Raw genomic sequence first — 20,951 nt, forward strand, 5'->3', positions numbered from 1 at the left:
TTCCCCGTGGAGCCCCAGGCCATCCGGGACCTACCTCGACTCAATGAGCTGCTGGTGAGCTGCCTGGGAATTGCTGCTGCAACCTTCCTTTCGGCTAGAATTGCCCCAACAGTCTTCGCACTGCATACCAATAACCATGTCGGCGTCAGTTCCCGGGGCGCCACCGGAGGGAGACAAAATGAGTTCTGGCACCCCCACATCCATTCGTACCAAGTTTCTCTGGCTCACCGGCATTACCGTGCTGAGCTTGGCAGTACTCTTTGCCGTAGTCTTGTCTACGGAGAGATCCCTGCTGCTGCAGGATCGCCAGGAGAAGGTACGCAATCTGGTGGAAGTCGCCCACGGGCTGGTGGCCCACTTCGACAAGCAGGCCCAGACCGGCAAGCTCACCCAGGAAGAAGCCCGCTTGGCCGCCATCGCCGCCATCAAGGAGCTGCGCTACGACAAGGTCGAATATTTCTGGATAAACGACCTGCAGGACCTGATGGTGATGCACCCCATCAAGCCGGATATGGACGGCAAGAAGCTGGACCAGTTGAAGGACAAGGCCGGCAAGCTGCTTTTCGTCGAATTCAATCAGACCGTGAAAACCAAGGGGGGCGGTTTCGTCGAATACCTCTGGCCCAAGCCTGGTTTTGAGGATCCGGTGCCGAAGATTTCCTACGTCAAGGGCTACGAGCCCTGGGGCTGGGTTATCGGCAGCGGCATCTACATTGACGATGTGAATGCCATCTTCAAGCAGGAAGCCATCAAGTTCCTGCTCTGGGGCCTGGCCATTGGCGGCCTGATCAGTGTTTCCCTCTTCCTGGTACGGCGTAACCTGCTGAGCCTGTTGGGCGGCGAACCTCACGAAGCCACTGCCATCACCAAGCGCATCGCCGCCGGCGACCTGACCGTGGATATCCGTACCCAGCCCGGCGATACCACCAGCCTCATCGCCAGCATGAAGGAAATGCAGGAAACCCTGCGGAACATGATCGGCAACATCGTCGGGGATGCCGAGCAGCTTTCCAGCGCTGCCGCCCAACTCTTCCAGGCCTCGGAGGAAGTCTCCGCGTCCGCCCGGGAACAGAGCGAAGCAGCCTCTTCCATGGCCGCCGCCATGGAAGAAATGACGGTGAGCATCGACCAGGTCGGGGAAAACGCCAAAGAGGCCCACGCCATCAGCATCCAGTCCGGCGACCACTCCCAGGAAGGCACCGTGGTTATCCACAACGCCGCCCAGGAAATGCGCCAGATCGCCCAGGCGGTTCAGTCCTCCTCCAGCATCATTGAAGAGCTGGGCCGCCAGTCCGACCAGATCACCTCCATCGTCAAGACCATCAAGGAAATCGCCGACCAGACCAACCTGCTGGCCCTCAATGCCGCCATTGAGGCTGCCCGGGCCGGCGAACAGGGCCGGGGCTTCGCCGTCGTAGCCGACGAGGTGCGCAAGCTGGCCGAACGCACCAGTTCCTCCACCCAGGAGATCGGTGAAACCATCGGCAAGATCCAGGCAGGCACCCGGGATGCAGTGGCGAGCATGGAACAGGGCGTCAGCCAGGTTGAAAATGGCGTGGAACTGGCCAACCAGGCGGGTGAATCCATCAATCAGATTCGCGATGGGGCCCTGCGGGTGACCCAGGTGGTCAATGACATCACCACCTCCATCCGGGAACAGGGTAGTACCTCCAGCGACATCGCCCAGAGCATCGAGCGCATTGCCCGCATGTCGGAAGACAGCTCCAACGCCATCGCCCACACTGCCCAGGCAGCGCGCCATCTGCAGGAACTTTCCATCTCCCTGCACGGTGCAGTCAGCCGCTTCAAGACCCGTTAAGCCAGCGTTTTTTGCCCTCTGACACAGGGCCCGGAAACTGAAAAAAATTAGGCCGTGCAGCAATTGCTGCACGGCCTTTTCCTTTCCCCGGCCCAGACAACCGACCGCCTTTCCTGGGCCTCAAAAAGCCAGGGGCGGGGCCACCCCAAAAGGTCGCCCCGCCCCTGTATTCCCTGAAAGGGCTTACTTGCCGCCGAGGGACAGGGCCAGCATCAGGTCATTGATGCGCTTGACGAAGCCGGCCGGGTCTTCCAGCTGGCCGCCTTCGGCCAGTTGGGCCTGCTCGAACAGCAGGTTGGCCCAGTCGTCGAAACGGGCTTCTTCGTACTTCAAGCGCTGCACCGCCGGGTGGTGGGGATTGATCTCCAGGATGGGCTTGACCTCCGGGGCCTTCTGGCCGGCGGCCTTGAGCATGCGCGCCAGGTTGCCGGAAAGGTCGTGTTCGTCAGCCACCAGGCAGGAAGGGGAATCGGTCAGGCGGTGGGTAATGCGCACGTCCTTGACCCGGGCTTCCAGGGCCTGCTTCACCTTGTCGGTGAGGTCCTTGTACTCGCCGGCTTCCTTTTCCTGTTCCTTCTTCTCGGCCTCGTCTTCCAGCTTGCCCAGATCCAGGCCGCCCTTGGCTACGGACTGCAGCTGCTTGCCGTCGAATTCGGTGAGGTGGCCCACCACCCATTCGTCGACGCGGTCAGAAAGCAGCAGCACCTCGATGCCCTTCTTGCGGAAGATTTCCAGGTGGGGGCTGTTCTTGGCGGCGAGGAAGGTCTCGGCCGTGACGTAGTAGATCTTCTCCTGGCCTTCCTTCATGCGGGAGACGTAGTCAGCCAGGGAGACGGTCTGCTCGGTGGTGTCATGGTGGGTGGAGGCGAAGCGCAGCAGCTTGGCGATGCGTTCCTTGTTGGCGAAGTCCTCACCCACGCCTTCCTTCAGCACATTGCCGAATTCCTTCCAGAAACCGGCGTACTTTTCCTTCTCGGCGGCGTCGTCGCTGTCGGCCAGGCCTTCCAGCAGGGACAGCACCTTTTTCACGCAGCCGCCGCGGATGGTTTCGATATCCTTGCTCTGCTGCAGAATTTCCCGGGAGACGTTGAGCGGCAGGTCGGCGGAATCCACCACCCCGCGCACGAAGCGCATGTAAAGGGGCATCAGCTGCTCGGCGTCGTCCATGATGAAGACGCGCTTCACATACAGCTTCACGCCGTGGCGGGCGTTGCGGTCCCACATGTCGAAGGGAGCCCGGGCGGGGATGTAGAGCAGTTGGGTGTATTCCTGCTTGCCTTCCACCTTGGCGTGGATCCAGCCCAGGGGGTTCTCGAAGTCGTGGGCGACGTGCTTGTAGAACTCCTGGTACTGCTCTTCCGTGATGTCGCTCTTGGGGCGAGCCCACAGGGCATTGGCCTGGTTGATGGTTTCCAGTTCGCCGGTGGGGACCTGCTCATTCTTTTCCTCGTCCCACTTCTCCCCTTCCATCTGGATGGGCAGGGTGATGTGGTCGGAGTACTTGCGGATGATGGACTTGATCTTCCAGGCGTTGAGGAAGTCGTCCTCGCCGTCCTTCAAGTGCAGGATGACGTCGGTGCCGCGGCTGGCCTTCTCCACCATTTCCACGGAGTAGTCGCCGGCCCCTTCGGATTCCCACTTCACCGCCTGGTTGTTTTCCAGGCCGGCACGGCGGGAGATGACGGTGACCTTGTCGGCGACGATGAAGGCGGAGTAGAAGCCGACACCGAACTGGCCGATGAGGTGAGCATCCTTCTGAGCATCACCGGAGAGGGAGGCGAAGAATTCCTTGGTGCCGGACTTGGCGATGGTACCCAGGTGGGCCACGGCTTCCTCACGGGAGAGGCCGATGCCGTTGTCGGAAATGGTCAGGGTGCGGGCCGCCTTGTCGAAGGCGAGGCGAATCTTCAGTTCGCTGTCATCACCATAAAGGCCGTTGTTGTTGAGGGCCTCGAAGCGCAGCTTGTCGCAGGCATCGGAAGCGTTGGAGACGAGTTCGCGGAGGAAGATTTCCTTGTTGCTGTAAAGGGAATGGATCATCAGCTGCAGCAGCTGCTTGACCTCTGCCTGAAAGCCGAGGGTTTCCTTGGGTGCGCCCATGCAAGACTCCGTGGGTAAAGATTGGGATGAAAGGGTGCTTCCGAAGCGGCCGGGGGCCGCCACGGAAGTTCTTTCCCCACATGGGGGCAAGCCTCAGGATTTCAAGAGGGGGTGCCGCCCGGGGCGGCATAGATGGCCTGATTGCGGCCACCGCGCTTGGCTTCGTAAAGGGCGCCGTCGGCCCGGGCCAGCAGATGGTCGATATTGGCATCCTGGTCAGCCAGGATGGTGACGCCAATACTGATGGTGACGTTGAGCACCACTTCGTTGGTGACCCGCATGGATTCGTTGGCCACCGCCAGGCGCAGGCGTTCTGCTGCCTGCATGGCACCGGTGCCTTCGGTCTCCGGCAGGATGACGGCAAACTCTTCACCCCCCAGGCGGCCGCAGACATCGATGCTGCGCAGTTCCCGGGAGATGATGGCGGCCACCACCTTGAGGGCCACGTCGCCTGCCGCGTGGCCATGGGTATCGTTGATGCGCTTGAAGTGATCCACATCCAGCATCAGCACGGCGATGCAGCGGTCCTGGCGCCGGGCCCGGACAATCTCCGCCTCCCCCTGTTCCAGGAAGCGGGAGCGGTTGAACAGGCCGGTCAGGGTATCCACCGTCGCCAGACGATGCAGGGACTCCATGGAGCGAGCCCGGTCGATGGCAATGGCCGACAGGCGGCAGGCGTGGTCGATCACATCCTTCTCGTAGCGGCTGGGCCGCCGGCTCTGGCGGAAATACAGGGATACGGTGCCCAACACTTCCTTGCCCGGCGACACGATGGGGGTGGACCAGGCGCTCTTCAGACCGAGGGCGGAGGCGAACTCCCGGCAATCCTGCCACTGGGGGGAATCGTCGATATGTTCGGCAATGACCTGTTTGCCGGTGCTCATGGCGGCGGCGCAGGCGCAGACCTCCGGGTTGTCCGGGCAGTTCTCCCCGACGTCGCGGCAGGTACGGCGCAGGCTGGGAGCCGCCCCCAGCACCAGCCGCCGGCTTTCCGGCTGGAGCAGCAGTACGGCGCAGAAGGATTCACCGATGAGGGATTCCACCCGGCTGCACAAGGCCTCCAGCACCACATGGAGGGAAGCGTCACTGGCAATCAGTTCCAGCACATGGCGTTCGGCGGCTAGCAAGTGCTCCGTCTGCTTGCGCTCGGAAATGTCGGTGGCACTGCCGATGAGCAGGCGCCGCCCGCCCAGGTCCACGCCCCGCTTGTAGGAGAGCAGGTAGCGTTCGCCCTTGGCGGTGGCATGTTTTTCCTCCCGCCCCATGACCTTCTTGGCAGCCAGGGCCTTGATGTCGTCGTGGCGCATGCGGGCCGCCAGATCCGGGCTGTACAGCTCGAAATCGCTCTTGCCCACCACCTCGTGCTTGTCGTGGCCGACGAAGGCCGCAGCGGCCTCGTTCATGACCAGATAGCGGCCGTCCTCGTCCTTGACGAAGACCATCACCGGCAGGGTATCCAGGATCATTTCGGTGAGGCTGGACTGCTGCTCCAGGCGCTGACGGCTTTCCTTCAGGTCTTCCCGCACCCGCTTCTGCTCGGTGATATCGGTGAACACGCAGACGTAATTGATGACCTGGCCGCCCTCCCCCTTCACCGCCGTGATGGTGAGGCTTTCCGGATACAGCTCGCCATTCTTGCGCCGGTTCCAGATTTCACCGCTCCACACAGCGAAGGTATCCAGGTTGGCATACAACTGGCGGTAGAACTCGCCATCGTGCAGGCCGGACTTGAGCAGGCGGGTGTCCTGGCCGACGGCTTCCTCGATGGCATAGCCGGTGATGGCGGTGAAAGCCGGATTGACGGACTGGATCACCCGCTCGGCATTGACGATCATGATGGCCTGCTGGCTCGACTCGGCCACCTTGGAGGCCAGCAGCAGGGCATGACGGGACTGCTGCAGGCGCTGGTTCTGCTCCTGCAGGGCCTGGCGCAGCTCGGCCACGTATTCCTGCTCCACGCTATCGAGAATATCGGCGTAGGACAGCAGGCCACTGACCTGGCCGTTGTCATCCATCACCCCCAGGTGGCGGATACGGCGATCGTTGAAGATCTTGCGCGCGTGGTAAAGGGTGGAATTGCGCGGCACCGTGATCAGCGGAAAGGTCGCCACTTCGCCCGCGGTACGGCCCAGGGCCTCCTGGCCGATCAGACGCAGCACGTCCCGGGCGGTGAGAATGCCCAGGTGGCCGCCACTCTGAACGATGGCCGCATCACCCCGGGTTTCCCGCAGCCGTACCACCACCTCCGCCATGGGGGTTTCGCCGGGCACCTGCAGCGGCAGGTTCTTCAGCACCGAGCCCACGTTGCGCATGTGCACGTAGAACTCCACCCCCTGGTGGTTCACGATGTCCGTCTGGGAAACAATGCCCAGGCGCCTGCCATTTTCGTCCACCACCAGCAGGTGGCGCATGCGCTCCTGCTTAAAGCGGATGGCCGCATCGGCCACCGTATCCGTCTCCCGCACCGTTTTCACCGGCGCGCTCATGACCCGGGAAACAGGCATGGCCAGGGATTCGGGATCGGAAAAATTCAGGGAGAGGGCATCCCGCTCCGTCCAGATGCCGCAGACCTGGCCCCCATCCACCACCAGGATGGAGCCGCAGCGGGATTCATGCATCCGCCCTGCCGCCTCCGCCACCGTGGTCCGCGGCGGGCACTCCAGGAGTTCATGGCGCAGTATCTGGGAGATGGGCAGGTCGTAGTGCATGGCAACGCCTTTGCTGAATGGCCTTTACGGGATGGCCTCGTAGCGGACTTCGACGATCTCGATTTCCCGCATGCCCACCGGGCTCTGGAAACGGACCGAATCCCCTTCGCGGGCCTTGATCAGGGCCCGGGCCAGGGGGGAAATCCAGCTGATGTGGCCGCGACCGATATCGGTCTCGTCCACGCCGACAATACGGTAGGTCTGCTCCTGGCCGGCTTCATCGGCAATGGTGACGGTGGCGCCGAAGAAGACCTGGTCGGTGGCCTCCCGCTGTTCCGGGTCCACCACCAGGGAATTGTCCAGGCGCTTGGTGAGGAAACGGATGCGCCGGTCGATTTCCCGCAGACGCTTCTTGCCGTAGAGATAGTCGCCGTTTTCCGAGCGGTCGCCGTTGGAGGCGGCCCAGGCCACCACTTCCACCACCTTCGGCCGTTCCACCTTGAGCAGGCTTTCCAGCTCCGCCTTGAGGCGGGCATGGCCGACCGGCGTCATGTAGTTCTTGGTGCCGACAGGCAGGCGCTGGGCAGGCTCGAGTTCGTCCTCTTCCGCGTCGTCTGTTTCTTTGGTGAAAGCCTTGCTCATGGAAAGGGGGAATGAAGCGCCAAAGGAGAGGCCAAAAGGTACGCTGCAACGTGGGCCAAAAATCGCGCTGAAGCATGTGTGAAATATTACGCACTATGATAGTGCAAAACCCCTGCTCCGTCCTGAAGCGTATGGCGCAATTTTTCCCTGCCGCAGCGAAATCTCCCCTGCAAACCCTGGGGGCTGACCCCATCAGAGGCGGCCGAGAAAACCTCGGAGAAAACCCCGTCGGCGGGCATCGGGAATTTCCGCCTCGGCGGATTCGGCGGATTCGGCCAGCGGGGTCGTAGCATTCGCCGCCGCGGGTGCGGGTGGTGGCGGGGTAAGCAGGGTTTCCAGGGCCTCCCCGGCCGCCTGGATCGCCTCGGCCTGGGCGGAAAATTGAGGCACCGGGGCCAGCAGCACGCAATACTGGAGCGGCCCCAGTTGCGGATCGTCCTCACCGATGAATTCCAGCTCCCCGGCCGGCAGGGCCACCCGGCGGCGCAGGCCCTGGCCCAGGTCCTGCCACAAATCGCCGCCCCCGGGCACCAGATAGACGTGGAGAAACCAGGGCGTCAGCACCACCCCCAACCAGTCGCCGGCCACCCGGTGGAAAGGCAGGGCTGCCACTTCCAGGGCTTCGTTGAGGAACGGCAGACCGGCCATGGCGGTCTGCCGCACGGTCTGGAAATGGCTGGACAGCCGGGGGGCAGGATCGTCCGCCCAGGGCACGGCCGGCCGCACCGGCGGCGGTTGCCAGGCAGGAACCCGGGGACGGACGCCACTCATGGCATCAATGCCGGTTGAGGTCGGCGAAATGCCGGGCCGGGTCGTAATCCCCGTCCAGGGATTCGGCCAGGGCCGCCAGGGCATCCTCGATCAGGCGGCGCTCGTCTTCCTCCACCACTTCCTTGGCCAGGCCAAGGGAAGCGAGAATCCAGGTGCCCACCGGCTGGGGGCCGAGCAGCATCATGTTGACCCGCTCCCGGCGGAAGTGCTCCCCCTCCCCCCGCTCCACCCAGGCGAAATCCCCCTCGCCTTCCAGTTCGACGATCTGCATGGGAATGGAGAGGCACATCAGGCATGCTCCCCGGCGACGGGCTCGGCCATCACGCCGGCCTTGGCCAGTTCAGCCACCACCAGGGCCAGCATCTCTGGCACCCGAGCTTCGGCTTCCGCCGTAAGCGCCATGCCGGTATCGAGGGAAACGGGCTGAAGGCCGATCAGGGAAACATGCTTGGGTGCCTGCTCCGTCAGCTCCAGAGCCGCCAGCAGGTCGGAAAGGCCAATCTGGTGGGGGGAAATCTTGGTGCGGAAAAAGGCCGGCACCTCGTCCCCCTGCAGCAGCACCACCGAACCGGGAGGCTGGCCGACACGCACGGCGTCGGCAATGATCAGGGCATCCAGCCCCTCCAGGGGCTCCAGCAATTCCATGCCGGCCGTGCCGCCATCCAGGACCAGCACGTGGTCCGGCAGGCGGTAACGGGACTGCAGGGCTTCGATGACGCGGACACCGATGCCTTCATCGGTGAGAAGAATGTTGCCGACGCCGAGGACGGCAATACGGGGAGCGTGGAGAGCGGAATTCATGGGCTGGACTTTAATCCTTCAAGGGAAATCGTGGTTTGAGGCAGCGCAAGAAAGGGGCGGGCCGGCCCGGAAATAAAACGGCGGCTCCCCCGGAGCCGCCGTTTCCCCAAACCGGGGCAGCCTCACCACAGGCTCAAGCGGCCTTCACTTTCACCACTTGATCATTTTCCTTGTCCACCACATGCACGGCACAGGCCAGGCAGGGGTCGAAGGAGTGCACGGTACGCAGGACTTCCAGGGGCTTCTCGGGATCGGCCACCGGGTTGTCCAGCAGGCAGGCCTCGTAGGCGCCGGAAACATCCTTTTCGTTGCGCGGGCCGGCGTTCCAGGTGGTGGGCACCACGCACTGGTAGTTCTTGATCTTGCCGTCGTCGATCACCACCCAGTGGGAGAGCACGCCGCGGGGCGCTTCGTGGAAGCCGACGCCGGCGATCTCGCCCTTCGGGAAGGTGGGCTTGTTGAAGGTCTTGAGGTCGCCCTTGCCCATGTTGGCCAGGAGCAGGTCCCACTGGTGGGCCAGTTCGTCCACCTGGACGCAGGCCACCACCGCCCGGGAGGCATGACGGCCGATGGTGGAGTGCATGGCATCCAGGCCGATCTTGGTTTTGGCCAGGGAAGACACCGTATCCAGGGCCAGGGTGGCGTACTTCTTGGTGGGCTCGTGGCCGGCGGCCAGCATGGCCAGCATGCGGGCCAGGGGGCCAACCTGGGCAGGCTTGCCGTAGAAAGTGGGGGACTTCAGCCAGGAATACTTGCCGTCGTCCTGGAAGTCCGTGTAGTTCGGGGTGGTCTCGCCCTTGTAGGGGTGCAGGGTGGCCTTGTCGCCGTCCTTGTAGGAATACCAGGCGTGCTTCACGGCCTCGGAGACGCCGGCTTCGAAGTACTTGTCACCGAACTGGGTGATGGGCTTGAAGGTGCTGATGTCGGCGTTCTGGATGTAGCCGCCGGGCAGGGCGAACTGGGTACCCTTGCCGTCCAGGGGCAGGTCGGGCACGGAGAGGTACTCGACGATGCCGCGGCCGATCTTGGTCCATTCGGGGTAATGGGCGCCGACCACGGCCACGTCGGGCAGATAGACCTGCTTGACGAACTCGTCCAGCTTTTCGATCCATTCCTTCACCGCCAGCAGGCGTTCCACCGTCAGCACGGACTGGGAATCCACCGCCAGGGGGTTGGCCACACCGCCCACGGCCACGTTCTGGATGTGAGGAGACTTGGAACCGAGGACGGAAACGATCTTGGAGGCGTAGCGCTGGATTTCCAGAGCCTGCAGGTAGTGGGCCACGGCGATCAGGTTCACTTCCGGCGGCAGCTTCATGGCCGGGTGGCCCCAGTAGCCGTTGGTGAAGATGCCCAGCTGGCCGGTCTTGACGAAGCCGGCGAGCTTTTCCTTGATCTTGCGGAACTCGTGCTTGCCGTTGCGGTTCCACGGCGAGAGGCTCTCGGCCAGGGCGGAAGCCTTGTCCGGATCGGCCTGCAGGGCGGAGACCACATCTACCCAGTCCAGGGCGGAGAGGTGGTAGAAGTGCACGATGGAGTCATGCAGGTTGTGGGCGGTGATGATCATGTTGCGGATGTACTGGGCATTCACCGGGATTTCCAGCTTCAGCGCATCTTCCACAGCCCGCACGGAGCAGATGGCATGGACGGTGGTGCACACGCCGCAGATACGCTGGGTGATGGCCCAGGCGTCGCGGGGGTCGCGACCGATGAGAATGTTCTCCACGCCGCGCCACATCTGGCCGGAGGACCAGGCCTTGGTCACCTTGCCGCCATTCACTTCCACGTCCACCCGCAGGTGGCCTTCAATACGGGTCACCGGGTCAATGGTTACGCGCTTGGTCATTTTGGGTTTCTCCTTGAATTCTTAGTGAGCGGCTTTTTCCACGGCAGGCTCGGCGGCCAGTACCGGGAAACGGCGGGTGATGACGATGTAGCCGAAGACCTCGATGGCGAACATGCCAAAGGTCACCAGCATTTCGGGAACGGAGGGGAAGTAGTGCCAGCCGTCGCCGGTTTCGTAACCCACCAGGTAGGAATTGATGCGCAGCAGGACGCCGCCCAGCATCAGTAGCACGGCGCCAACAAAGAGGCGGGCCGGGTTGCGGCGAGACTTTTCACCCCCCAGCAGGATCAGGGGCAGGATGAAGCAGATCATCTCGAGCCAGAACATGAAGGCCTGCAGGGTTCCCTCGAAGGCCCGGGGCAGTGCCCCCCGCACCACCAGGTCGCCAACGCGCACTGCCAGGAAGACCGCCAGCATGCCCAGCATCACCTTGGAAAGCGGGGTCAGGATGTGGGTCTCCATCTGCCGGCGGAAGCCGGCGGCGGCCATGCAGGATTCAAACAGGATCACGGCGTAGCCGATGGTGATGGCAGAGAGCAGGTAGATCAGCGGCAGGGCCATGGATTGCCACAGGGGATGCACCTGGGTGCCCATCACCACCAGCAGGGAGCCGAGGGAGGACTGGTGCATCATGGGCAGCACGGTGCCCAGGGCGATGAAGAAGAACATCACCTTGTTGAGCTTCTTGCGCTTGGCATCCATGCCCCACTTCTCCATGAAGGTGGGGGAAAACTCGATCCACATCACCACGATGTAGAGGGAGATGCACAAAGCCACTTCGAACATCACCGAGTTGGCCGAGGCGTAGCCCGGCGTGAGGATGTGCCAAAAATTCCACCAGCGGCCCAGGTCGAAGATGACGCCGACGCCGGCCAGGGTGTAGCCAAACAGCGAGGCCAGCAGCGCCGGGCGCACCAGGGGGTGATATTCGCCACGGTTGAAGATGTAGACCAGCATGGCCACGGAGAAGCCGCCGCAGGCAAAGGCGGAACCGATGACCACGTCCCCCACCACCCAGAGGCCCCAGGGGTAGCCGTCGTTGAGGTTAGTGACGGCCCCCAGGCCGAAGACGAAACGGATCAGGATGATGGCCAGAGCCACCACGATCAGGGTCGCCGCGCTGAGGGTCACCGGGGTGAGGAGCTTGCCGCCGACGGGGGCGGGTGCAGCATGTTGATGTGCAGACATTGCGATCTCTCCCTTACAGCTCGTCGTCGTCAGGCTTGACGTTGCGCTTGGCGAAGTAGGTCATGGCGCCAAGTACGGCCAGGGGCATGACCAGGCCGCCATAGAGCGTGTGTTGCAGGGTTTCCGATTTGGAAGAGGCGGAACGCTCGGGCAGGGGCTTGTGGCCGACCTTCTCGAAGGGCACGGCAGAGAGCTTGATGACCTGGGTGCCCCCCACTTCCTTCTCGCCATAGAGGTGCTGCACGTAATGGCCCACCACGTTTTCGTAGCTCTGGTCCTTGCCCCCCAGCTGACCGCGCTGAAACACGGTTTTGCTGCCGGGCTTGAGGGCCAGACGCCGCGCGGCTTCCACCTTGAGGTCGGCAACCTTGCCGTAAAGGGTGGCGCCGGTGGGGCAGACTTCGGCACAGGCGGCGTACTTGCCTTCCGGCAGGCGGTGGCGGCACAGCTCGCACTTGCCGATCTTGCCGGTAGCGGAGGAGTAGTCGTACTTGGGAATGCCGAAGGGGCAGGCGGCCACGCAGTAACGGCAGCCGATGCAGGCATCGGCGTTGTAGCCGACGATGCCGGTGACCGGATCCTTGGTCATGGCCGACACCGGGCAGGCCGAAACGCAGGAAGGATCGTTGCAATGCAGGCAGGAAGTCTTCATGAAGGCGTAGCCGTTATCCGGATCGTCCTTCGTCTGCATGGTGCCGTTGCGGAACATCTTGATGACGTTGAAGGTCTTGGCGGTGGTATCCAGCGGGGTATCCCACAGCTGTTCCGGCGTGGAGAATTCCACCGGATTGCCATTCACCTCCTTGCAGGCGGCGACGCAGGCCTTGCAGCCGACGCACAGGGTGGCGTCGAAGAGCAGGCCCAAGGCGCCTTCGGGCTGGGGCAGATTGTCCCGGGCACAGACCGGCTGACTCACCGCGGCCGTAGCCACGGCGGCTCCGCCCGCCAGCGCCCCTTTCAGGAAATTGCGACGGGAGCTCATGGTCACACCTTCTCGGCGGGTTTCTGATCGGCGGCGGCCTTCTTCTCTGCCTTTTCAGCCTCCTCGGCAGCGTGGGAGAGACCCAGGTTCTTCGCCACCATGGCACCGGCCCCGGCAGCCGCCCCGGCCACGGCGGCCAGCACGGCAGCGGCACCGAGGGAGGCGCCCTTGCCCTGCTCTTCCACGATGCGCGGGAAGGAAGCCGGCGGCGCGTAGGTCATGACCTTGGCGGTCTGGTGAATCGGCTTGGTGAAGCCCACGCCCTCCTCCGTACAGCCGATGCAGGGGTGGCCACAGCCCACGGGCCAGGTACCGGCGCCGGCATCGCCGAAGAGGATGGTCGGGCAGTTGGCGTAGGTCTCGGGCCCCTTGCAGCCCAGCTTGTAGAGGCAGTAGCCCTTGCGGTGGCCATCGTCGCCGAACTCCATGGCGAAGCGGCCGGCGTCGAAGTGGGCGCGGCGCTCACAGTTTTCATGCACCAGGCGGGAATAGGCGAACTTCGGCCGGCCTAGTTCATCCACCGGCGGCAACTGGCCGAAGGTGAGGAAGTGCACCACGGTGGAAAGGAAGTTGTAGGGGTTGGGCGGGCAGCCGGGAATGGTCACCACCGGCTTGTCGATGATCTTGTTCACCCCCACGGCCCCGGTGGGGTTGGGGTCGGTGGCGGGCATACCGCCCCAGGAAGCACAGGAGCCGATGGCGATGACGGCCGCTGCATCGACGGCGCATTCCTTGACGATCTCGATGGCGGTCTTGCCGCCCACCTTGCAGTAGATACCGCCATCCTTGGTTGGGATGGCCCCTTCCACCACCAGCAGGTACTGGCCCTTGTTGGCCTTCATGGCGGCCTGCTTGGCGGCCTCGATCTGGTGGCCGGCAGCGGCGAAGAGAGTCTCGTGGTAATCGAGGGAGATGACGTCGAGAATCAGCTTCTCGATGGTCGGATGCTCGGCCCGCAGCATGGATTCGGTACAGCCCGTGCATTCCTGGAAGTGCAGCCAGATGACGGAGGGGCGTTTCTTTTCCGCCACCGCCTCGGCCACCGCGGCTTCGGCCCCGGCCGGCAGGCCCAGGGTGGCGGCCATGGCCGTACAGAACTGCATGAATTCCCGCCGGCCCATTTCCAGGCGGTTGGCCGCCGCAACGACGTGCTCGTGGTTTTCCAGGGACTGGAGATTGTGCTCTTGCATGGCCTCACCCTCGGTCTGTTGCCCCGTTCCCACGGGGTTATTTGAACGACAGCGCGGGGTTGCCGCGCCCTTATTAAGGGAATACCACTACAAGAACCGTGCCAGCTTCCATTTACCGTTGCAAATCAGTGAAATGACATTTCACATACCGCAGTGCACCATGAAAAAGCCGCAAGCACGGTGTATGAAATACGCCAAAAGTGACAACTTTGTTTCCACCTCACTCCAACTCCCCGCATTCCTCGGCTATCGCTCCAACGCCCTTCTTCCTTCGCCATAACGCAAGAAGCATTCTCATTTACACCGCTTCAACCCGCAGATAGAATCTGACACATTCCTGACCAACCGGAGTCTTTCCATGACCCTGCGTCTTCCCCTGCTGGCCGGCGCCCTGGCCGCTGCCCTCTCCCTGAATCTCCAGGCCGAAGAGAACGTGCTGAACCTCTATTCCGCCCGCCACTACCAGACGGACGAAAAGCTCTACGAGAATTTCACCAAGCAGACCGGCATCAAGATCAACCGCATCGAAGGCAAGGAAGAAGAGCTGCTGGAACGCATCAAGAACGAAGGCGCCAACAGCCCCGCCGACGTGCTGCTGACGGTGGACGCCTCCCGCCTGGCCCTGGCCCACGAACTGGGCCTGTTCGCCCCGGTCAAGTCCAAGGTCCTGGAATCCCGCATCCCGGCCAACCTGCGCACCGACGACTGGTTCTCCTTCTCCACCCGCGCCCGGGTCATCGTCTACAACAAGGCGGCCCTGAAGGCGGAAGACGTGCAGAACTACGACGATCTGGCCAACCCCAAGCTCAAGGGCCAGGTCTGTACCCGCTCCGGCGCCCACCCCTACAACCTGTCCCTGATGGCCTCCATCATCGCCAACCAGGGCGAAGCCAAGGCCGAAGCCTGGGCCAAGGGCGTGGTGGCCAATTTCGCCCGTGCCCCCAAGGGTGGCGACACCGACCAGATCAAGGCCGTAGCCGCCGGCGAGTGCGGCGTCACCATCTCCAACACCTATTACGTCGCCCGCCTGCTGCGCTCCGACAAGGCGGAAGACAAGAAGATCATGGAAAAGGTGGCAGTGGTCTGGCCCAACCAGAAGACCAGCGGCACCCACATCAACATCTCCGGCGCCGGCATGCTCAAGCACGCCCCCCATCAGGGTGCGGCGGTGAAGTTCCTGGAGTATCTGGCCTCCGACGAGGCCCAGCGCTACTTTGCCGACGGCAACAACGAATGGCCCGTGGTCGCCAGCCTCAAGGTCAGCAACCCGGCCCTGGAAAGTCTCGGCAAGTTCAAGGCCGATGCCCTGCCCGTGGGCTCCCTGGCCATGTACCGGGCCAAGGCCCAGATCCTCTTTGACCGGGCCGGCTACCGCTAAGCACGAGCAGTCATTGCGGGCAGACACTGCCCGCACCGGCCACCCTACCGGTAGCCTCCGGTATTTCCCGATGTAAGCCCCTCGCCCCCGCACTGCCGGGGGCGATGTTTTTCATCACTGCAAATATTCTGGATGACTGGCCACGGCCAGCGATTGCTTGCTCCGGCCAAGGCGGCCGGGCCTTCTTACCCATCCCTCACCCGCCCCACCCTGGCCATCACGACCCGGCCGCTCGGCCCAAGGTCGGGGTCAGTCCTGGATCAGTAGCACATCACCAGCTTGCCGTTGGGGCTGCGGCAGTAAGTCACCCCGTCGGGTCCGACCACCGTGGTGCCCTTGCCGTCCTTGTGGGGCTGGTAGTAGCGGTAGCTGGGGCTGCGGGTGGAAGTACTGGGGCGCTGGGGCAAGGGCTGCACCCCGGTGGTGGGAATGCCCTGGTTGGCCGGCCCCTGCTCGATGATGGTGGCCGCAGGCGGCGCCTTGCGGTAGGGATACAGGCCCGGTGCGCCCTGGCCGCCGCCGATGGGCTGCTCCTGGGGCAGCTGGTAGATCTGGGTGCCGTTGTTCTGGGCCAGCAGGGGTCCGCCGAGCATCCCCAGGCACAAGCCGAGGCAGAGGCGGGTCAGCACGGTGGTGGCGGTTCGGGGAAACATGGCATCACTCCTGAGCAAAGACTGAAAAAAGGGGAAAAAGGCCGGCCACACGGAGCCGGCACCGGCAACGCCCCCTTGCTTCAAGTCTAGTGGGCGCTGCGCGCCATCGCCAGTTCGCGGATGAGGGCCACCGTGTCCAGGTCCGAGGCATGATACGCGGACTTTATGTAATCAACATAGGCAGAAGCTTCCGGATCGCTGCCCGGGTCGCCGAAGGAGGTTTCGTAGGTAAAGCGCAGGAAAAGGCGCCCTTCCGCCGGCTCCTCAATGCGGATGGTCAGGGTGCCGCCGGCGTGGTCGGCGGTGCGCTGGGTTTCGAAGCACACCCATTCCGCTTCCAGGAAGCTGGCCCGGTCGCGGATCTGGGCGGCGCCGAAGACCAGCAGCCGCTCCACCGCCCCCACCTCGCGGGAGAGGATGCGGCATTCCGCCAGCCCCGGCAGGAAAGGTACGGAATCCTCCACCCGGGCCATCAGCCCGGCCCAGACCTGGCTGCGGTCCAAGGTGAAATCGAGGGGATTGTCCAGGTCGTTGATCTCGACCAGATGTTCGAAACGCATGCTCATTCCTCCACCCGGCGCCGGAAGACATAGGTATCGCCATCGGAAACCTCCGGCACGAAGGCATAGCCGTCCAGGTTGAAGCCCTGCAGGCCTTCCGGCTGGCTCAGTCCGTGGCTGGCGGCATAGCGCACCATGAGGCCCCGGGCCCGCTTGGAGTAGAAGCTGATGATCTTGTAACGGCCGCCCTTCCAGTCCTCGAAGACGCAATTGACGATACGGGCCTTCAGGGCCTTGGGCTTGACCGACTTGAAGTATTCCTCGGAGGCCAGATTCACCAGCACCGCCGGGCCGCTTTCCGGCAGGTCGGCGTTCAGGGCCTGGGTAATCTCCTCGCCCCAGAAGGCGTAGAGGTCCTTGCCGACGGCATTGGCCAACTTGGTGCCCATCTCCAGGCGATAAGGCTGGATCAGGTCCAGGGGCCGCAGCAGGCCGTAGAGGCCGGAAAGGATGCGCAGGTGCTGCTGGCACCAGACCAGGGCAGCCGGCGCCAGGCTGGCCGCATCCAGGCCCTCATAGACATCGCCGTTGAAGGCCAACAGGGCCTGCTTGGCATTGTCCAGCGTGAAGGGCGGTGCCCAGTCGGCGTAGCGGGTGACATTGAGCACCGCCAGGGCATCGGAAATATCCATGAGCCGGGAAAGCTCGGCGGGCGGCAGCTCCCGCAGGCGTTCCACCAGCAGGCGGGAGCGGGCCAGAAAGGCCGGCTGGCTGTATTCCGTCGTCACGGGCGGGGTGTCGAAATCCAGGCTCTTGGCCGGAGAGATCACAAAAAGCATGGCAAAATCTTCAATCGGAAAGCACAAAACAACAAGGCAAACATTATGACACGCCCCCTTTTCAAACTTTCCACTGCATCCTCCCAATCCCCGGATGCCCTGCTGGAAGCCCTGGGCAACCTCAACGCCTCCCCCGATGCCGACCCCACCCCGCTCCTGGTCCAGCTGGTGGACACCCTGCGCCCCCGCCGGGCCGACGACGTGGAGAGCGCCACCCAGGCCCTGCGGGCCCTCTGCTACCTGCTGCAAACCCGGGCCGACCTGCGGGGCCACCTGCGGCTGGCCATCCTGCGGCTCTTCGCCGAGAAGAAGCAGGTTTCCCTATACGTGGATTCCGGCGTGTTCCCCAACACCGGCTTTTTCTCGGAAACCGCCCGCCGCCTTTCCCGCACCCTGCTGCCGGATGTGGTCTCCCGGGATTACCTGAAGGACCTGCTGGGCCTGTTCTTCCACGACCCCGCTGACGAACGCTGGGTGGAAGGCACTCCGGACGAAGACTGGCTGGCCCTGTTCACCCTCCTCGACCTGGCCCCGGGGCACAGCGTCAGCGGCGCCCCCATGGCCCCGGCCCTGGCCCAGCTGCTGGAAGGCCTGCTGGTCATTTCCTACCGCATCAGCGCCATCGGCCTGGAGCCGGAACTGCTGCGGGTGGAACCGAGCATCGAGAATTTCGAATCCCCCTTCCTCGCCCAGAACGCCGAAATGCTGCGCTTCCTCAAGCAGTTCGAGCAGTGGTGGCGGGAACCGGATTTCCAAGCGGAAGACGACCGCCAGCTGCAAGTGCTCTTCGACCAGTGCCGCAGCATCGGCGACCGCATCCGCAACCGGGCCGCCCGGGAAGGCACCAGCCTTTCCCTCACCTTCCACCTGCAACGCCTGCGCCAGCACCTGGAGCGGGCCGAATCCCTCCTGGAGCTGCTGCGGGAATTCCGCCGCGAACGCAGCCTGGAGGCCGCCCTGCCCCAGGCCGTGGCTCTCTTCAAGGCCCTGGTGCGGGCCGAGTGCCGCAAGAACGACCTGAAGACCTACTGGCGCCAGAACGTCGAACTGCTGGCCCGCCGGGTGACGGAAAACGCCGGCCGCACCGGCGAGCACTACATCACTGAAAGCCGCAGCGAATACTTTGCCCTGCTGCGCTCGGCCCTGCTCGGCGGCTTCGTTATCGCCTTCATGGCCCTCAACAAGCTGGAGCTGGCCAAGCTGCACCTGCCGCCCCTCACCGAGGCCCTGGCCTTCTGCCTTAACTACGGCCTGGGCTTCGTCCTCATCCACATCCTCCACGGCACCGTCGCCACCAAGCAGCCAGCCATGACCGCCAATGCCATCGCCGCCAGCATCGACGAGGCCACCGGCCCCGGCGGCAGCGCCAAGCCGCGCAACCTGGAAAATCTGGCCGGCCTGGTGGCCCGCACCTGCCGCAGCCAGATGGCGGCCATCATCGGCAACATCGGCCTGGCCATTCCCATGGCCATGGTCATCGCCTTTATCGCCAACCAGCTGGCCGGCGGCCACCTGATCGGGCCGGAAAAGGCCGAGCACCTGCTGGCGGACGTGCACCCCTGGCACAGCGGCGCCATCCTCTACGCCGGGGTGGCCGGGGTCTGCCTCTTCCTCGCCGGGCTGATCGCCGGCTACTACGACAACCTGGCCGCCTACAACCGCATTCCCCAGCGCCTGATGCAGCTCGACTGGCCCAAGCGCCTGTTCGGCGAGGCCCGCCTGTGGCGGGTCGCCAACTATGTGGAAAACAACCTGGGGGCCCTGGCCGGCAACTTCTTCTTCGGCTTTCTCCTCGGCGGCATGACCGCCATCGGCACCCTCTTCGGCCTGCCGGTGGATATCCGCCACATCGCCTTCTCTTCCGCCTACCTGGGCTACGCTGCCGTCGCCCTGGATTTCGCCATGCCCTGGCAAACCCTGGCTCTGGCGGGCCTGGGGGTGGCCGCCGTGGGCCTGAGCAACCTGGCGGTGAGCTTCTCCCTGGCCCTCTACGTGGCCCTCAAGGCCCGCCAGGTCTCCTTCGCCCAGGGCCGCCATCTGGTGGCCAGCCTGGCCCGGCGCTTCTGGCGCAGCCCGGGGGAATTCCTGCTGCCGCCCCGGGCCCTGCCCGCAGAAGAATCCCGGGACCCGGCGGCGGGTTGATAGAATCCCGCCTTCGCTGCGTTTTTGCCGCCCCTTTTTCCCTTGAACGGTTCCCCATGAAACGACCCCGCTTCGGCTCCCGCTCCCGTGTCTCCCGCGACGTCTCCCAGCTTTCCTGGCTGGCCGTCGGCCTTGCCGAATCCGGGAGCAAGCTGGAAGACGCCTTCTGGGAAAGCCGCCTGGCCCTGCTGGTGGAACAGCTGCTGGCCGACGGCGACGAGGAGGAACTGACCACCACCCTGGATCGCCTCTACGACAGCCACCCCCAGGCCCACGACGAGCTGGCCGACATGGTGGAATCCCGGGCCGAATCCATTCGTGTCAGCCACCAGGGCCAGGATTACGACGTGCTGCTGGTGGCGGTGCCGGTGCTGGCCTGGTCCCGTTTCGGCATTCCCGCCCCCAGTATTCCCGCCGACACCCTGGGTGCCCTCAAGGCCCAGCTCTGCGGCCACGTGCTGGCCTCCCAGGCCCGGGTGGCCCTGGTGGATTTCCTCTTCAGCCCGGACCAGTTGCCCCGCAGCTACACCGACACCCACCGCCTGACCCAGGACCTGGGCCGCTGCGCCCTGGCCGGCCAGGACATGGCCCTGGACACCCGGGAAATGCCCGAGACCAACCGCTTCCTCTCCGACACCCGCTACCTGCTGGCCGCCATCGCCGTGCCCCGCAATACGCCCCTCTTCTACTGGCATGAAAGCCACGAGAGCGAAGGCAGCCGCGAGGTGGCCCGCCAGCAATGGCGCCAGCAGGGCGGCGGCGCCCTGGAGCCCCTGCTCGCCGGCTGCGCCTTCGAGCCCCTGCTGCCCGACGCCTACCATGCGGCCTGCCGCCAGGCCGACAAGGATTCCCGCCCCTATTCCCTCAAGGCCTCCGTGGCCTTCCTGCAGACCGCCCTGGGCATCACCCCGGACCAGCTGAAGGTGGCCATCGGCCCCTTCCACGACCAGCGCCTGGAGGAATACCGCCTCGGCTTCTCCCTGCGGGAACGGCCGGAAACGGTGATCCACGGCGTCGTCTGGGCCCTCCTCGGCGATGAGGACGAGAACACCGACGCCGTCGGCGAAATGAGCGCCCTGCTGCGGGAATGCGGCATCACCGAGATCGTCGCCCACGACCACCGCTTCCCCCTCGAGTTCTGCGACGACTGCGGCGCCCCCCTCTACCCCAACGGCGAGGGCGAGCTGATGCACACCGACATGCCGGAAGAGCCGGCCAGCCACGCCCCCCGCGTCCTGCACTGACCCTGCCCCACCACCGGGCGGCGCACTCTGCGTCGCCCGGGCCTTTCCTTCACCCGCCCCCCGTTTTTCCTTCCTGCTTTTTCCCTGCTTCTCCCCTGCTTTTCCTCGCTGCGCCCTTCGCTCCCTCGTACCACCTTCTCCCCGCCTCGCCTTCCTTTCCGGGTATCGCTGCTGCCAGACCGCCAGCGCCCGCCGAAACGAGATACGC

The 20,951-nt window shown here is 64.3% G+C and carries 17 protein-coding genes; 4 read left to right on the top strand and 13 right to left on the bottom strand.

The genetic code is table 11. The features are described 5' to 3' along the window. Positions 1-178 precede the first annotated feature (178 nt). On the top strand, positions 179-1,819 hold the full coding sequence (locus tag AZSI13_RS10430) for a methyl-accepting chemotaxis protein (RefSeq protein ID WP_109041106.1): 1,641 nt from the start codon (positions 179-181) through the stop codon (positions 1,817-1,819). Positions 1,820-2,002: 183 nt separating this feature from the next. Here the strand turns inward: AZSI13_RS10430 and htpG are convergent, their stop codons facing one another. The 10 genes from htpG to AZSI13_RS10480 all read right to left on the bottom strand — a co-directional run bounded on the left by htpG (position 2,003) and on the right by AZSI13_RS10480 (position 13,987). After that, positions 2,003-3,919, bottom strand: coding sequence for a molecular chaperone HtpG (htpG, locus tag AZSI13_RS10435; RefSeq protein ID WP_109041107.1), 1,917 nt, complete (start codon positions 3,917-3,919; stop codon positions 2,003-2,005). 101 nt (positions 3,920-4,020) lie between these two features. Beyond that, entirely contained in the window at positions 4,021-6,627 is a 2,607-nt protein-coding gene (locus tag AZSI13_RS10440) for a diguanylate cyclase (protein WP_109041108.1), read from the bottom strand. A gap of 24 nt (positions 6,628-6,651) precedes the next feature. Beyond that, the gene (gene greB, locus AZSI13_RS10445; RefSeq protein WP_109041109.1) at positions 6,652-7,209 is read right to left on the bottom strand and encodes a transcription elongation factor GreB; all 558 of its coding nucleotides are present in this window, start codon (positions 7,207-7,209) and stop codon (positions 6,652-6,654) included. Positions 7,210-7,401: 192 nt separating this feature from the next. Further along, entirely contained in the window at positions 7,402-7,980 is a 579-nt protein-coding gene (hybE, locus tag AZSI13_RS10450) for a [NiFe]-hydrogenase assembly chaperone HybE (RefSeq protein WP_165833450.1), read from the bottom strand. A gap of 4 nt (positions 7,981-7,984) precedes the next feature. Beyond that, entirely contained in the window at positions 7,985-8,269 is a 285-nt protein-coding gene (locus tag AZSI13_RS10455) for a HypC/HybG/HupF family hydrogenase formation chaperone (protein ID WP_109041111.1), read from the bottom strand. Continuing rightward, positions 8,269-8,781, bottom strand: coding sequence for a HyaD/HybD family hydrogenase maturation endopeptidase (locus AZSI13_RS10460; RefSeq protein ID WP_109041112.1), 513 nt, complete (start codon positions 8,779-8,781; stop codon positions 8,269-8,271). Before AZSI13_RS10460 ends, AZSI13_RS10455 begins: the two co-directional genes overlap by 1 nt. 133 nt (positions 8,782-8,914) lie before the next feature. Further along, positions 8,915-10,627: a nickel-dependent hydrogenase large subunit gene (locus tag AZSI13_RS10465; RefSeq protein WP_109041113.1), complete on the bottom strand. Its 1,713-nt coding sequence runs from the start codon at positions 10,625-10,627 to the stop codon at positions 8,915-8,917. A 21-nt stretch (positions 10,628-10,648) separates the two neighbouring features. Next, positions 10,649-11,815: a Ni/Fe-hydrogenase cytochrome b subunit gene (gene hybB / locus AZSI13_RS10470; protein ID WP_109041114.1), complete on the bottom strand. Its 1,167-nt coding sequence runs from the start codon at positions 11,813-11,815 to the stop codon at positions 10,649-10,651. A gap of 13 nt (positions 11,816-11,828) precedes the next feature. After that, on the bottom strand, positions 11,829-12,797 hold the full coding sequence (gene hybA / locus AZSI13_RS10475) for a hydrogenase 2 operon protein HybA (RefSeq protein ID WP_109041115.1): 969 nt from the start codon (positions 12,795-12,797) through the stop codon (positions 11,829-11,831). Between the two features lie 2 nt (positions 12,798-12,799). After that, complete coding sequence (locus AZSI13_RS10480; RefSeq protein ID WP_109041116.1) at positions 12,800-13,987, bottom strand: hydrogenase small subunit; 1,188 nt, start codon at positions 13,985-13,987, stop codon at positions 12,800-12,802. 358 nt (positions 13,988-14,345) lie between these two features. Between AZSI13_RS10480 and AZSI13_RS10485 the strand changes: the two genes are divergently transcribed. After that, positions 14,346-15,365: a Fe(3+) ABC transporter substrate-binding protein gene (locus tag AZSI13_RS10485; RefSeq protein WP_109041117.1), complete on the top strand. Its 1,020-nt coding sequence runs from the start codon at positions 14,346-14,348 to the stop codon at positions 15,363-15,365. Positions 15,366-15,625: 260 nt separating this feature from the next. Here the strand turns inward: AZSI13_RS10485 and AZSI13_RS10490 are convergent, their stop codons facing one another. The 3 genes from AZSI13_RS10490 to yaaA all read right to left on the bottom strand — a co-directional run bounded on the left by AZSI13_RS10490 (position 15,626) and on the right by yaaA (position 17,357). After that, complete coding sequence (locus tag AZSI13_RS10490) at positions 15,626-16,018, bottom strand: hypothetical protein (RefSeq protein ID WP_109041118.1); 393 nt, start codon at positions 16,016-16,018, stop codon at positions 15,626-15,628. 86 nt (positions 16,019-16,104) lie between these two features. Next, entirely contained in the window at positions 16,105-16,578 is a 474-nt protein-coding gene (locus AZSI13_RS10495; RefSeq protein WP_109041119.1) for an SRPBCC family protein, read from the bottom strand. Positions 16,579-16,580: 2 nt separating this feature from the next. Continuing rightward, positions 16,581-17,357 carry a peroxide stress protein YaaA gene (gene yaaA, locus AZSI13_RS10500; RefSeq protein WP_109041120.1) on the bottom strand — a complete coding sequence of 259 codons (777 nt, stop codon included), beginning with the start codon at positions 17,355-17,357 and terminating at the stop codon, positions 16,581-16,583. Positions 17,358-17,402: 45 nt separating this feature from the next. On the opposite strand from yaaA, the gene AZSI13_RS10505 reads away from it, so the two are divergent. Further along, positions 17,403-19,499 (top strand): site-specific recombinase, encoded by a 2,097-nt coding sequence (locus AZSI13_RS10505; RefSeq protein WP_109041121.1) that lies wholly within the window; start codon positions 17,403-17,405, stop codon positions 19,497-19,499. Positions 19,500-19,555: 56 nt separating this feature from the next. Continuing rightward, on the top strand, positions 19,556-20,743 hold the full coding sequence (locus AZSI13_RS10510; RefSeq protein ID WP_109041122.1) for a DUF2863 family protein: 1,188 nt from the start codon (positions 19,556-19,558) through the stop codon (positions 20,741-20,743). Positions 20,744-20,951 lie beyond the last annotated feature (208 nt).

It is taken from the genome of Azospira sp. I13 (assembly GCF_003112695.1).
Classification (GTDB): Bacteria; Pseudomonadota; Gammaproteobacteria; order Burkholderiales; family Rhodocyclaceae; genus Azospira.